This is a genomic window from Rhodoplanes tepidamans (assembly GCF_030813915.1).
In the GTDB taxonomy this organism is placed as follows: Bacteria; Pseudomonadota; Alphaproteobacteria; order Rhizobiales; family Xanthobacteraceae; genus Rhodoplanes; species Rhodoplanes tepidamans.
In genome coordinates this window covers 209,244-221,927 of record NZ_JAUSUJ010000003.1, presented here as the reverse complement: position 1 = coordinate 221,927, position 12,684 = coordinate 209,244, and the positions used below count along the sequence as shown (strand labels likewise).

Sequence of the window (12,684 nt, the reverse complement as noted above, 5' to 3'; positions counted from 1 at the left end):
GGCCGCGGACCGCGTGGGCACGGGCCGCCTTCGGCGCCCCTTTGCCCACCCTACAATTCGACGATTCTACGACTCGATCACGGGTCGGGGTGAACACGAAAGAAGCCGGCGAAGCAGCACTCCGCCGGCTTCCGGTCGGTGAGGTGCGGCCCGCGTCGGCTCAGCCGACGGCGCTCTTGATCGCGTCGACGAGGTCGGTCTTCTCCCAGGAGAAGCCGCCCTCGGCGTCCGGCGTCCGGCCGAAATGGCCGTAGGACGAGGTGCGCGCATAGATCGGCTTGTTGAGGTCGAGATGCCTGCGGATGCCGCGCGGGGTGAGGTCCATCACCTCGGCGACCGCCTTCTCGAGCTGCGCCTCGCTCACCTTCCCGGTGCCGTGCGTGTCGATGTAGATCGACAGCGGCCGCGCCACGCCGATCGCGTAGGCGAGCTGCAGGGTGCAGCGGTCGGCGAGCCCCGCCGCCACGATGTTCTTGGCCAGATAGCGGGCCGCATAGGCGGCCGAGCGGTCGACCTTGGTCGGGTCCTTGCCCGAGAAGGCACCGCCGCCGTGCGGCGCGGCGCCGCCATAGGTGTCGACGATGATCTTGCGGCCGGTCAGGCCGGTGTCGCCGTCGGGACCGCCGATGTGGAACTTGCCGGTCGGGTTGATGTGCCAGATCGTCCCGTCGGTGATCCAGCCCTCCGGCAGCGCTTGGCGCACATAGGGCTCGACCCGCTCGCGCACCTGGCTCGAGGTCATGTCGGCGATCAGGTGCTGATGCGACACCACGATCTCGCGCACGCCGACCGGCTTGCCGTTCTCGTACTGCACCGTGACCTGGCTCTTGGAGTCGGGGCCGAGCACCTTCTCCCGGCCGGAGTGGCGGGCTTCCGAGATCAGCCGCAGGATCTTGTGGGCGTAGAACAGCGGCGCCGGCATCAGGTCGGGCGTCTCGCTGGTGGCGTAGCCGAACATGATGCCCTGGTCGCCGGCGCCCTCTTCCTTGTTGGAGCCGGGCTGCAGCGCATCGACGCCCTGGGCGATGTCGGCCGACTGCGGATGCAGCAGGATCTCGATGTCGCAGGTCTCCCAGTGGAAGCCTTCCTGCTCGTAGCCGATGTCCTTGATGGCGGCGCGGACGACGCTTTCGATCTGCGCGTTGTCGACCGAGGCGGGGCCGCGGGTCTCGCCGGCGATCACCACCTTGTTGGTGGTGGCGAGCGTCTCGCAGGCGGCGCGGATTGCCCACGGGTCGATGCCGGCCTTCGGGCCTTCACGGAAAAAAAGGTCGACGATCTCGTCGGAGATGCGGTCGCAAACCTTGTCGGGATGGCCTTCGGAAACAGACTCGCTGGTGAAAAGATAGCTCGCGCGGGACACGTTCGACTCTCCAGTCGGGGACGCGGACCTCCGCGTCGTCCACAATTCGGCGCCTGTTCTTGCAGCGTCACCCTGCCCGGTCAAGATGCACGGGGGCGGGGAAAAGCCGCGCGACGGCGCCGACGACGGCTCGGGGAGCGGTCTGGCGGCGGCTCGGAGAGGCGAGGGGGTCCGCGCGTCCGGCAGACGCGCGGTCCGGGGCGGGCGGGCCGGCACGGTCCGCCCGGTCCGAAAAACACGAACGGCGCGCCACGGGGGCGCGCCTGGGTCGTGTCTCGCGATGGGGGCGGGTCGGAGGCCGCCCCAGGGTCAATGCTCGGCGCCGTTCCCGTTGCCGTTCTCGACCGGCTCGCCCGCGATGTGCTCGACGAGATCGACGATGCGCCGACGCAGCTTGGCGTCGCGGATGCGCATGAAGGCCTTGGTCAGGGCGAGCCCGTCCGAGGTCGCCAGGAAGTCGGAGATGTAGGCCGGCGACGGAGCCTCTGCGAGGCCGTTGGTCGGACCACCGTCACCGAGATCGGGGGCACCTTCGAAGAAGAACGCCACCGGAACCTGCAGGATATGAGCGATCTGCTGCAGTCGGCTGGCGCCGATCCGGTTGGTGCCCTTCTCGTACTTCTGCACCTGCTGGAAGGTCAGGCTGAGCGCGTCGCCGAGCTTCTCCTGGCTCATCCCCAACATCATGCGACGCATTCGAACACGGCTCCCGACATGTCTGTCGATGGGGTTCGGAGCCTTCTTGGCCATCATTTTCTGTCTCTCCTCATGTCCCCGCCGACCACCTTCTCGTCCTATCTCTCTCTCGATGCAATCACAGGATTGCATAGCTGTTCCAAGCGCCGTTCAAACAGAGTCGAAATCGTTTAGAGTTGGAACAAAATAGATGCTACCCTCGTTTGAGAGGGTTTACCAATGCAAGTTAATAAACAATGCTGTAACTTGCTTGATCAATCCGACGACTTCTGCAGGCGAGCGATTGCAGGACCGAGCAGAATTTGCCTGGAGCGTGGATTTCGGACAGCGTGTGGCCGCGGGTTGTGCCCGTCCTATGTAGCGCTCCGAGGCGTCCGTGTCAGCAGGATGGTACCTGTAATTGTACTGGTTTTGGCCGCTCCCGGCGCAGAACGGCTATGCACACGGTAGGGCTGTCGACAGCCGAAGTTCATCTTCTTTGTCGGCATTGTTGTGGCAATCGCTACCAAAATACCATCGTCAGCGCGACAATTCGTCGCGCCGCCGCACGCGACTCTCTCAACCCTACGGTAATAAACGGCGCGATTCGCCAGATCGGGCGCGGCGTCGCCATCCGGATGCGACCAGAACGAGAACAACGAGGGCCGTCACCGGCGCATCGCCGACCTGCGCATAAGGCGGCGGATCGACCGCCGCCGGCAGCTCCGAATCGAGAATGCCCTCGCGGCCCAGGCCGAGCTGCGCGATCGTGCGGCCGGCCGGGTCGATGACGGCCGAGATGCCGGTGTTGGCGGCCCGCACCAGCGGCAGTCCCTCCTCGACGGCGCGCATGCGGGCCTGCAGCAGGTGCTGCCACGGCCCCGGCGTGATCCCGAACCAGGCGTCGTTGGTCACGTTGAGGAGCCAGCCCGGGCGGGAGCCGCGCGGCACCACGGCGTTCGGGAAGATCGCCTCGTAGCAGACCAGCGGCACGAAGGCGGGAGCGCCGGGCGTCTGCAGGCTGCGCAGCCGGTCGCCGGGCAGGAAGCCGCCCGGCACCCGCACGAGCTGCTCGATCCCCAGCCGCTGCAACAGGCCGCGCAGCGGCACGTACTCGCCGAACGGCACCAGATGGACCTTGTCGTAGATCGACAGGATGGTGCCGTCGTGGTCGAAGACGTAGACCGAGTTGTAGGCCTGGATGTTGCCGGGCCGCGACGATTCGGCGAGCCGCGCCGCCCCGGTGATCAGCACGGTGCCTTCGGGCAGCAGGTCGGCGATCGCGGCGAGCGCGTCGGGCTCGCGGGCGACGAAGAACGGAAACGCCGACTCGGGCCAGATCAGATGGGTGGTGCCGGCGAGGCCATGGCCGCCGGCCGGCCGCTGCGACAGCGCGAGATAGCGGCGCATCACGTCGGACTTGGCGGCGTAGTTGAAGCGCTGGTCCTGCTGGATGTTGGGCTGCATCAGGCGCAGCCGCACCCCGTCCACGGTGGCGGTCGGCAGGGCGGCCAGCCGCACGGCGCCGAACAGGCCGAGGGCGATCAGCAGCACCCCGGCGACCGCCGGCAGCAGGGCCGGGCGCGGCGTGTCGGCCGGGGCGTCGGCGAGGGCGGCCGGGGCGGCGAACACCAGCACGGCCAGGAACGTCATCCCCCACAGGCCGACCAAGGCGAACCCCTGCGCCAGCGACAGCGGCTCGGCGAGCGCGTAGCCGAAGGCGTTCCACGGGAAGCCGCCGAGCAGGTGACCGCGCAGCCACTCGCTGGTGGTCAGCGCCGCCGCCAGCGTCACGATCCGGAACGCCCCCGGCGCCCACAGGAGGCGGGCGAGCGCGAAGCCCGCCGCCATGAACAGCGCCAGTCCGGCGGGCAACGCCAGCACGGCCGGGGCGAGCAGCCAGCCGAACTTGTCGGCGTCGACCAGGAAGGCCGATCCGATCCAGTAGAGACCGGCCAGGAAGTAGCCGAAGCCGTACCACCAGCCCGCCGCCGCGGCGGCGCCGAGCCCGTTCCAGCGGCCGGCGCCGGAGCCGTCGACCAGCCAGACGATCACCGGGAAGGTGAGGAACAGGGCGGGCCAGGCGTGCAGCGGCGCCATCGCCAGCGTCGAGGCGGCGCCGGCCAGGACGGCGATCAGGGCGCGGCGGAGTCCCCAGGCGAGAACCACCGGCTGCGCGACCCGGGCGAGCGCGAGGGTCACGGCGGAGGCCGTCACGGCGACGCCGCGCCGCGTCGCGATTCGGGTCCTGCCGGTCCGGCGCCGTCGGGCGGAGCGGCATGCGCCTCCGCCGTGGTCTCGCGCTTCGCGTCGCGGCCGGCCCGGCGCTGCTTGCTGCGCGAGATCTTCACCTTCTTGACCCGGCGGGGATCGGCGTCGAGCACCTCGATCTCGAACGGCTCCGGCCCGGGCACGATCTCGCCGCGCACCGGCACGCGGCCGACCCGCGTCACCAGATAGCCGCCGAGCGTGTCCACCTCCTCGGCGGCGTCGCCGACGTCGAACTCGGCGCCGACGATCGCGACGACGTCCTCGAGCGGCGCCCGCGCGTCGGCCAGGAAGGAGCCGTCGGGCTGACGCACCACGCTGCGCGCCTCGCGCTCGTCGTGCTCGTCCTCGATGTCGCCGACGATCTGCTCGACCAGATCCTCGATCGAGATGATGCCGTCGGTGCCGCCGTACTCGTCGATGACGAGGGCGAGATGGACGTGCGTCGCCTGCATCTTGGCGAGCAGGTCGAGGGCCGGCATCGACGGCGGCACGAACAGGATGTCGCGGACGATATTGGCCTCGCCGAGCGGCATCGCGAGATCGATGGCGCGCAGATCCAGGTCGGCCGGAAAGCGCTTCTTGCGCTTGGAGGTCGGCGGCGGCGTGGCGGCGCGCGTCGCCATGAAGCCGACGAGGTCGCGGATGTGCACCATGCCGACGGGATCGTCGAGCGTGTCGTCGTAGACGACGAGGCGCGAGTGGCCGGCCTTCTCGAACACCTTGACGAGCTCGCCGAGCGAAATGTCCTTCTGCACCGCGACGATGTCGGCGCGCGGCACCATGATGTCCTCGCTGCGCCGCTCGCGCAGGCCGAGGATGTTCTTGAGCATGGTCCGCTCTTCGGCCGAGAAGCCGGTGTCGGTCGGCGTCGTGCCCTCGAGCAGCACGGCGATGTCGGAGCGCACCGAGCCGGGCTTCCAGCCGAACAGGGCGCGCAGCATGCGCTGCACCCAGCCTTCGCCGTTCTCGCGCGGCAGCACCTCGCCGCGCAGGGCCGGCACGGCCGGGCTGTGGAACTCGTCCGCCGCGGCGGAGCCGTCGGCTGCCGCGGCGCCGCGGGACTGGCCCGCCGGCTCGTTCGGTTCGCTTCGACTGGGAGGTTCGTCGGGCATGATGGCTGCTGTCAGGCGCATTCGCGTCCGGCATAAGGATCGGGGATCGCGAGCGACGCCAACACGTCGCGCTCGCGGGCCTCCATGGTTTCGGCGTCGGAATCGGTCTCGTGGTCGTAGCCGAGAAGATGCAGCACGCCGTGGACGACCAGATGACCGAGGTGATGGGCGAAGGGCTTGCCGTCGCGCTCCGCCTCGGCCCGCACCGTCTCGTAGGCGAGCACCACGTCGCCGAGCAGGGTCGGCATCGCGGTGTCGGTCGGGCCGGGACCCGGGACGGCCGGGAAGGACAGGACGTTGGTCGGCGCGTCGCGGCCGCGATACTGGCCGTTCAGCGTCTTCACGGTGGCGTCGTCGGCGAGCACGACGGCGAGCTCGCACGGACCGCGGTCGGCCGGCAGCGCCGCCGCGACGGCGCGCAGCACCTGCGCCTCCGCCTCGGGCACCGCGGCCCACAGCGGCGATTCGACCACCACGTCGATGGTGGTGCCGTCGTGCTCGACGGTCGCGCCCGTGTGGGCGATCGGGGGAGCCGGCAGGGTCATGCGCCGTCCTCGCGTCTGCGGGCGGCCGGCCGCGCCGCCGCCCCGCCGTTGCGCTCGCCGGCCGCGGCGCGGTCGTAGGCCGCGACGATGCGGGCGACGAGCTCGTGCCGCACCACGTCCTCGTGGCTGAACATCGCGGTGCCGATGCCCTCGACGTCGGCGAGCAGGCGCATCGCCTCGGCGAGGCCCGACGTCTGGCCGGTCGGCAGATCCACCTGGCTCGGGTCGCCGGTGACGATCATCCGGGCGTTTTCGCCGAGCCGGGTGAGGAACATCTTCATCTGCATCGAGGTGGTGTTCTGCGCCTCGTCCAGGATCACGGCCGCGTTGGCCAGCGTCCGGCCGCGCATGAAGGCGAGCGGCGCGATCTCGATCTCGCCGGTCTGCAGCGCGCGCTCGACGATGCGGGCGTCCATCAGGTCGAACAGCGCGTCGTAGATCGGCCGCAGATAGGGATCGACCTTCTCCTTCATGTCGCCGGGCAGGAAGCCCAGCCGCTCGCCGGCCTCGACGGCCGGCCGCGACAGGATGATGCGGTCGACCTCCTTGCGCTCGAACAGCGCCACCGCGTGGGCGACGGCGAGCCAGGTCTTGCCGGTGCCGGCCGGGCCGGCGCCGAACACCAGCGCGTTCTTGCGCAGCGCCCGGATATAGGCGTCCTGGGCCGGCGTGCGGGCCCGCACCAGGCGCTTGCGGAGATTGATCTCCTCGAAGCTCGCGCGCTGCGTCGCCGCGTCGTAGTCGAACAGCGAGCCCTGCGCGATGGCGAGCCGGATCGCGCCCTCGACGTCGCCCTGGCCGAGATCGTGGCCGCGCTGGAGCTGCTCGTAGAGGGTCTCGAGCACGCGGCGCGCCTGCTCGCAGGCGTCGCGCGGGCCGCCCAGCGTGACGTGGTTGCCGCGCGAGTCGGCGGTGACGCCGAGCCGCCGCTCGATCAGCGCCAGGTTCTGGCCGTACTGGCCGAACAGCGCGAGCGCCAGACGGTTGTCGTCGAAGGCGAGCACGATCTGGGCCTCCTCGACGGGAGGCGACATCAGCGACGACGTCTCGGGGCTGCGTCTCGGCACGGCGGGTTCAGTGGCCTCCGCTGGCGACGCGCATGGCCGCGTCCGGTGCGTCCCGCCCGCCGTGCACGTCGTGCCGGAGCGGCGACACCAGCGCGCCGTACAGGCTGTTGGTGCCGGTGCCGGTGATCCGCACGGTGTGGATCTCGCCCTTCACCGAGGGCGGCGCCATCACCTGCACGGCCTGCATCCACGGCGACTTGCCCGTCATCTGGCCGTCGTGGCGGCCCGGATTCTCGAACAGCACCGCGGCGGTGCGCCCGACCGTCGCGGCGTTGAAGGCGGCCGCGTGGTGGTCGATGCGGGCCTGCAGCCGGGCGAGGCGGTCGGCCTTCTCGGCCTCGCTCACCTGGTCGTCGCTGTCGGCCGCCGGAGTGCCGGGACGAGGCGAGTACTTGAACGAGTAGGCCGAGGCGAAGCCGACCTCGTCGACGAGGGCGAGGGTGTCGCGGAACTCCGCCTCGGTCTCGCCCGGGAAGCCGACGATGAAGTCGGACGACAGGGCGATGTCGGGCCGCGCCGTCTTGAGCCGCTCGATCACGCGCAGGTACTCGGCGCGGTCGTGCCGGCGGTTCATGGCGTCGAGCACGCGGTCCGAGCCCGACTGCACCGGCAAGTGGAGCTGCGGCATCAGGGCGGGCAGGTCGCGATGGGCGGCGATCAGGGCGTCGTCCATGTCGCGCGGGTGGCTCGTCGTGTAGCGCAGCCGGGCGACGCCCGGCACCTCGGCGAGCCGGTGCAGCAGGCGGGCGAGCGACCAGGCGCGGCCGTCCGGGCCGTCGCCGTGCCAGGCGTTGACGTTCTGGCCGATCAGCCGGATTTCCTTCACCCCGGCGGCGACCAGGCCCTCGACCTCGGCCAGGATCTTGGCGACCGGGCGGGAGAACTCGGCGCCGCGTGTGTAGGGGACCACGCAGAAGCTGCAGAACTTGTCGCAGCCCTCCTGCACGGTGACGAAGGCGGCGGCGCCGCGCGACCGGGTCGCCGCGGCGCTCGGGGCGGCGAGGTGGTCGAACTTGTCCTCGGCCGGGAACTCGGTGTCGACGACCCGGCCGGTCTCGGCGGCGCGGGCGACCAGGTCCGGCAGGCGGTGGTAGCTCTGCGGGCCGACCACGAGATCGACCACGGGGGCGCGGCGGATGATCTCCTCGCCCTCGGCCTGGGCGACGCACCCGGCCACCGCCACGGTGAGCCTGCGGCCGTCGCGGGCGGCGTCCTGCTTGAGGACGCGCAGCCGGCCGAGCTCGGAATAGACCTTCTCGGCCGCCTTCTCGCGGATGTGGCAGGTGTTGAGCACCAGCACGTCGGCGTCGTCCGGGGTCGACGTCTCGACATAGCCCTCGCGCGCCAGCACGTCGGCCATGCGCTGGGAATCGTAGACGTTCATCTGGCAGCCGTACGATTTCACGTAGAGCTTGCGCGGGCCGCGGGTCACGCTCGACATGCTTCTACGTCTTCTCCCGGCCGGCGGCCGTCCTCGTCCTGGTTCCGCCCGTGGCCGCTGCCATTGCAGCCGTCCCGGGCGTGGTCACGATGCGTGACCTCCATGTAGTGCACGATCGCCGCGACGCCATCGCCCCGGCGGGATTTGGCGCCGGCGGGATTTGGCGCCCGATCCGCCGCGGATCGATTCCGACCGGTCCGTCCGGTCAGGACGGCGGAACGCGTCACCCTCGATCGCAGGCCCGCGGCGCTCGTGTGCTTCGACCCCGGTCTAGCGGGTTTTGGCCCGAAATGGAATGCCGGCTGCTCGGCCGGGCCCGAGAATCCGAGAAATCTCCAGGATTCGTGTGACCTTGGCCGTCACCGCCGGGCGCCGGCGCGGCCCCGCAGGGCCTCGGCGGTGAGGCGGCGGACGCTCGTTTCGAGGCTTCGGGCGACCGCCTTGCGCTCGGCGGCGGTGCCGAGCCGCACCGGGGCGCCCCAGGTCAGCGTCACGTCGATGCCGCCGTGACGGCCGAGATGGAGGAGGTGGGGCACGAGGTCGGCGGCGCCGTACCACGCGGCCACCGGCCGGTGCTGGCGGCCCATCGGAATGCCCTGGAAGCCCGTATAGGCGATCGACAGCGGCTGGATCGTCACCGCGCCGCCCTCGGCGAGGGCGTCGCCGGCGGCGCCGATCAGGGCGGAGCGGAACGGCAGCACCCGGTTGCCGTCGCTCGACGTGCCCTCGCCGAACAGCACGACGGGGTCGCCGCCGGCCAGCCGCTCGGCGATCTCGGCATTGACCTCGCGGGTCTTCTGCCGCCGCGCGCGGTCGACGAAGACGGAGCGCTGGAGCTTGGCGAACAGGCCGAACAGCGGCCAGGCGGCGATCTCGGACTTGGCGACGAACACCACCGGCAGGCGCGACGTGATCACCGCGATGTCGAGCCAGGAGACGTGGTTCGAGACGATCAGCAGCGGCCGCTGCGCCGCCGGCCGGCCGACCTCCCGCACCCTCACGCCGAACAGCAGGCAGACGATGCGGTGGAACAGGGTCGGCACCAGCCGCCGCAGCGGCCAGGTGAAGCGCACCGAGACCCACTGGACCGGCAGCAGCGCCGCCGTCGCCAGCGCGAATCCCGCCCCGGTGACGGCCAGGCGGAGCATCAGGACCCCGTGTCGTCCAGCGGCACCGCGTAGAGCTCGAGGCGGTGGTCGATCAGCCGGTAGCCGAGCCGGCGCGCCACCTCGCGCTGCAGCTGCTCGATCTCCTCCGACTGGAACTCGATCACCTCGCCGGTGCGGAGATTCACCAGGTGGTCGTGGTGGCTCTCGCGGATCTGCTCGTAGCGGGCGCGCCCTTCGCGGAAATCGTGCCGCTCGATGATGCCGGCATCCTCGAACAGCTTGACGGTGCGGTAGACGGTCGAGATCGAGATGTGCGGATCGACCAGCGCGCAGCGGCGGTAGAGCTCCTCGACGTCCGGATGGTCGTCGGAGCGGGCGAGAACGCGGGCGATCACCCGTCGCTGCTCGGTCATCCGCATCCCCTTGGAGACGCACATCGCCTCGATGTTGGTCACGACCTGCTCGCTCACCCGTCGCTCCGCCGTTCGATCCTGCCGGGCGGCCGGATCATAGGAGCCGCCGGATGCATCGTCCATCGAGCGGCGTCAAGACGGTACCCGTCTCGTCAGGCGAGATCGCGCCGGAGCACCAGGGCGACGGCGGCCGGGCCGCCCCCCCGGTCGTAGTAGCCCGGGCGCTGGCCGACCTCCCTGAAGCCGGCCGAATCGTAGAGGCGGCGGGCCGGCACGTTGTCCCTGTCGACCTCCAGGAACACCCGCTCGACCCCGGTGCTCGCCAGCCGGCCGAGATGCACGGCGAGCAGGCGCGAGGCGACGCCGCGGTTGCGCCGCGCCGGCGCCACCGCGACCGACAGGATCTCCGCCTCGTCGACGGCCTTGCGCGACATGACGAACCCGGCCGCCTCCTCGCCCATCACGGCCATGTCGGCGACGACGTTGCGCTCGGCGAGCAGGCGCTCGAACTCCTCCTCGCTCCAGCCGCGGCGGAACGAGGCGGCGTGCAAGGCGGCGAGCGCCGCCGCGTCGGCCGGTTCCGCCTCGCCGAGGCGGGCGTCGCCGCCTTTCCACCAGCGGCGCACCAGCTCGATCATCGGCGCGCCACCCGGGCGGCGTCCTGCGGCCGGGCGTCGGGGGCGCGCAGGTAGAGCGGCTTGGGCGAGGCCATGGTGTCGGCCGCGACGGCGCCGAGCCGCGCCACCCAGTCGATGTCGGGGGCCGGGGTGGTGTCGACGCACAGCGGCGGCTGCGCGCCGGTCATCCAGGCGGCGTGCACCAGGCTCGCGGCCGAGCCGACGATGCGGGTCGGGGCCGCGGTGGCGACGCGCGCCGCCTCGCGCAGGCTGGCGATGCGCGGCGCGATGACGGCGCGGCCGCCTTCGCCGACGAGCTGCATGTAGACCTGCTCGTGGCGGGCGTCGATGACGGCGAGCAGTGGCGTGCGGTCGTCGCTCGCCACGTGCGGGGCGGCGAAGCAGGCGAGCGTGGTCAGCCCGACCACCGGCTTGCTGGCGGCCAGCGCGATGCCGCGCGCCGCCGCGACCCCGACGCGCAGCCCGGTGAAGCTGCCCGGCCCGAGCGTGACGGCGATGCGGTCGAGATCGGTGAACTCCAGGTCCGCCTCGCTCATCACGCGGGCGATCATCGGCATCAGCGCCTCGGCGTGGCCGCGCTCCATCGGCTGCGATTCGTGCGCCAGCACCCCCCCGTAATCGAGGTCGAAGACCGCCGCGGAGCAGGCCGCGAGGGCGGTATCGATGGCGAGAACACGCACGACGGAACGGCTCCGGAGGACTCTGCGATGAATTTTCAGGCAGCGTGCCGTCCCGGGCCGGACCGTGCAAGCAAAACCGGTGACGCAGGGACGAGGGGACGGGATGCGTCCGGGCCCGGCCTCCGCTTTTTCATCGGTCCCGTTGCGGCTACCATGCCGCGCGCAGCCCAGGAGGCGCCCCGTGGCCGATTTCAGCTTCTCCGTCGTGCTCGAGCCGCAGCCGGACGGCGGGTTCACCGTAGCGGTCCCGGCCCTGCCCGAGGTGGTCACCGAAGGCGATACCGAGGACGAGGCGCTCGCCAATGCCGGGGAGGCGATCCGCGCGATCCTGGCCTATCGTCGGGACAAGGGCCTGACGATCCCCGACGACGCAGACCCGAAGATCAGGCGGGTGACCGTGGCGGCCTGATATGACCCCCGGCCGATTGCCGACCGCGACCGGACAGCGGGTCGTGAAGGCCTCGGTGCGCGGCGGCTTCGTCGTCGACCGGGTGGTCGGCAGTCATCACGTCCTGGTCATGCCGGACGACCCGGACCGTGACGGTGCCGGTCCATGCCGGCCGAGACCTCAAGCCGGGAACGATGCGCGCCGTCATCCGACAAGCCGGACTGAGCGTGGAGGAGTTCACGGCGCTGCTCTGAAAAAAAGAGCGGGCCCGCCGGAGCCCGCTCTCGAACGCGCGGCGATGGCCGTCCGGCTCACACCGGGCGGACCTCCTCGACCTCCGGGACGAAGTGGCGGAGCAGGTTCTGGATGCCGTGGCGCAGCGTCGCCGTGGAGGAGGGGCAGCCCGAGCAGGCGCCCTTCATGGCGAGATAGACGATGCCGTTCTCGAAGCCGCGGAACGTGATGTCGCCGCCGTCGTTGGCGACCGCCGGGCGCACCCGGGTCTCGATCAGGTCCTTGATCAGCTCGACCGTCTCGGCGTCCTTCTCGTCGTAGAACTCGTCGTCCGCCTTGCCGCCGGCGCTGTCGAGCATCACCGGCTGGTCGGTCATGAAGTGCTCCATGATCACGCCCAGGACGCCCGGCTTGATGTGCTGCCAGTCGGTGTCGGTCTTGGTGACGGCGATGAAGTCGGAGCCGAAGAACACGGCGGCGACGCCCGGCACGTCGAACAGGCGCTGCGCGAGCGGCGAGGCGTCGGCCTCGTCCTTGCTGCGGAACTCGAGCGTGCCGTAGTCCAGCACGGTGCGGCCGGGCAGGAACTTCAGGGTGGCGGGATTCGGGGTCGATTCGGTCTGGATGAACATCGTGCCTCTCCGGGTCGCGGTTCAAGGCCGCGGCGGGTGGTCCATGGTCCACAGATGTCCCTTCACGGGACGGGCGTCAACCGTAGCACCGGCGCGGTCCGCCGTCGCCCCGCCGG

Annotated in this window: 14 protein-coding genes; 2 read left to right on the top strand and 12 right to left on the bottom strand. The window is 71.0% G+C overall.

The window, feature by feature from the left end:
- Positions 1-160 precede the first annotated feature (160 nt).
- The 11 genes from metK to tsaB all read right to left on the bottom strand — a co-directional run bounded on the left by metK (position 161) and on the right by tsaB (position 11,314).
- A complete protein-coding gene (metK, locus tag J2S22_RS05485) occupies positions 161-1,363 on the bottom strand; it encodes a methionine adenosyltransferase (protein WP_272779259.1) in 1,203 nt (400 codons plus the stop codon).
- Positions 1,364-1,672: 309 nt separating this feature from the next.
- Positions 1,673-2,113, bottom strand: coding sequence for a helix-turn-helix domain-containing protein (locus J2S22_RS05480; RefSeq protein WP_272779299.1), 441 nt, complete (start codon positions 2,111-2,113; stop codon positions 1,673-1,675).
- 510 nt (positions 2,114-2,623) lie between these two features.
- Positions 2,624-4,255 (bottom strand): apolipoprotein N-acyltransferase, encoded by a 1,632-nt coding sequence (gene lnt, locus J2S22_RS05475; protein ID WP_272779260.1) that lies wholly within the window; start codon positions 4,253-4,255, stop codon positions 2,624-2,626.
- Positions 4,252-5,421: a hemolysin family protein gene (locus J2S22_RS05470; RefSeq protein ID WP_272779261.1), complete on the bottom strand. Its 1,170-nt coding sequence runs from the start codon at positions 5,419-5,421 to the stop codon at positions 4,252-4,254. The genes lnt and J2S22_RS05470 overlap by 4 nt, the downstream gene beginning before the upstream one ends.
- An 11-nt stretch (positions 5,422-5,432) precedes the next feature.
- Positions 5,433-5,966 (bottom strand): rRNA maturation RNase YbeY, encoded by a 534-nt coding sequence (ybeY, locus tag J2S22_RS05465; RefSeq protein WP_272779262.1) that lies wholly within the window; start codon positions 5,964-5,966, stop codon positions 5,433-5,435.
- A complete protein-coding gene (locus tag J2S22_RS05460) occupies positions 5,963-7,000 on the bottom strand; it encodes a PhoH family protein (protein ID WP_272779263.1) in 1,038 nt (345 codons plus the stop codon). The genes ybeY and J2S22_RS05460 overlap by 4 nt, the downstream gene beginning before the upstream one ends.
- Positions 7,001-7,040: 40 nt before the next feature.
- Complete coding sequence (miaB, locus tag J2S22_RS05455) at positions 7,041-8,474, bottom strand: tRNA (N6-isopentenyl adenosine(37)-C2)-methylthiotransferase MiaB (protein WP_272779264.1); 1,434 nt, start codon at positions 8,472-8,474, stop codon at positions 7,041-7,043.
- 359 nt (positions 8,475-8,833) lie between these two features.
- A complete protein-coding gene (olsA, locus tag J2S22_RS05450) occupies positions 8,834-9,622 on the bottom strand; it encodes a lyso-ornithine lipid O-acyltransferase (RefSeq protein ID WP_272779265.1) in 789 nt (262 codons plus the stop codon).
- A complete protein-coding gene (locus J2S22_RS05445; protein ID WP_272779300.1) occupies positions 9,622-10,020 on the bottom strand; it encodes a Fur family transcriptional regulator in 399 nt (132 codons plus the stop codon). The genes olsA and J2S22_RS05445 overlap by 1 nt, the downstream gene beginning before the upstream one ends.
- A gap of 128 nt (positions 10,021-10,148) precedes the next feature.
- The gene (gene rimI / locus J2S22_RS05440; protein ID WP_272779266.1) at positions 10,149-10,634 is read right to left on the bottom strand and encodes a ribosomal protein S18-alanine N-acetyltransferase; all 486 of its coding nucleotides are present in this window, start codon (positions 10,632-10,634) and stop codon (positions 10,149-10,151) included.
- Entirely contained in the window at positions 10,631-11,314 is a 684-nt protein-coding gene (gene tsaB, locus J2S22_RS05435; RefSeq protein ID WP_272779267.1) for a tRNA (adenosine(37)-N6)-threonylcarbamoyltransferase complex dimerization subunit type 1 TsaB, read from the bottom strand. The genes rimI and tsaB overlap by 4 nt, the downstream gene beginning before the upstream one ends.
- A 181-nt stretch (positions 11,315-11,495) precedes the next feature.
- On the opposite strand from tsaB, the gene J2S22_RS05430 reads away from it, so the two are divergent.
- Both J2S22_RS05430 and J2S22_RS30885 read left to right on the top strand, forming a co-directional pair.
- Positions 11,496-11,723 (top strand): type II toxin-antitoxin system HicB family antitoxin, encoded by a 228-nt coding sequence (locus J2S22_RS05430; RefSeq protein ID WP_272779268.1) that lies wholly within the window; start codon positions 11,496-11,498, stop codon positions 11,721-11,723.
- Between the two features lie 128 nt (positions 11,724-11,851).
- On the top strand, positions 11,852-11,956 hold the full coding sequence (locus tag J2S22_RS30885) for a type II toxin-antitoxin system HicA family toxin (protein ID WP_370878178.1): 105 nt from the start codon (positions 11,852-11,854) through the stop codon (positions 11,954-11,956).
- Between the two features lie 57 nt (positions 11,957-12,013).
- On the opposite strand, the gene J2S22_RS05425 is transcribed toward J2S22_RS30885, so the two are convergent.
- Positions 12,014-12,568: a NifU family protein gene (locus tag J2S22_RS05425; protein ID WP_272779269.1), complete on the bottom strand. Its 555-nt coding sequence runs from the start codon at positions 12,566-12,568 to the stop codon at positions 12,014-12,016.
- Positions 12,569-12,684: the final 116 nt, after the last annotated feature.

Excerpts from the sequence above, each read along its gene's own strand:
- J2S22_RS05480 (WP_272779299.1), bottom strand. The coding sequence starts at position 2,113 with ATGGCCAAGAAGGCTCCGAACCCCATCGACAGACATGTCGGGAGCCGT.
- J2S22_RS05470 (WP_272779261.1), bottom strand. The coding sequence starts at position 5,421 with ATGCCCGACGAACCTCCCAGTCGAAGCGAACCGAACGAGCCGGCGGGC.
- ybeY (WP_272779262.1), bottom strand. The coding sequence starts at position 5,966 with ATGACCCTGCCGGCTCCCCCGATCGCCCACACGGGCGCGACCGTCGAG.
- J2S22_RS05460 (WP_272779263.1), bottom strand. The coding sequence starts at position 7,000 with ATGTCGCCTCCCGTCGAGGAGGCCCAGATCGTGCTCGCCTTCGACGAC.
- miaB (WP_272779264.1), bottom strand. The coding sequence starts at position 8,474 with ATGTCGAGCGTGACCCGCGGCCCGCGCAAGCTCTACGTGAAATCGTAC.
- olsA (WP_272779265.1), bottom strand. The coding sequence starts at position 9,622 with ATGCTCCGCCTGGCCGTCACCGGGGCGGGATTCGCGCTGGCGACGGCG.
- J2S22_RS05445 (WP_272779300.1), bottom strand. The coding sequence starts at position 10,020 with ATGTGCGTCTCCAAGGGGATGCGGATGACCGAGCAGCGACGGGTGATC.
- rimI (WP_272779266.1), bottom strand. The coding sequence starts at position 10,634 with ATGATCGAGCTGGTGCGCCGCTGGTGGAAAGGCGGCGACGCCCGCCTC.
- J2S22_RS05425 (WP_272779269.1), bottom strand. The coding sequence starts at position 12,568 with ATGTTCATCCAGACCGAATCGACCCCGAATCCCGCCACCCTGAAGTTC.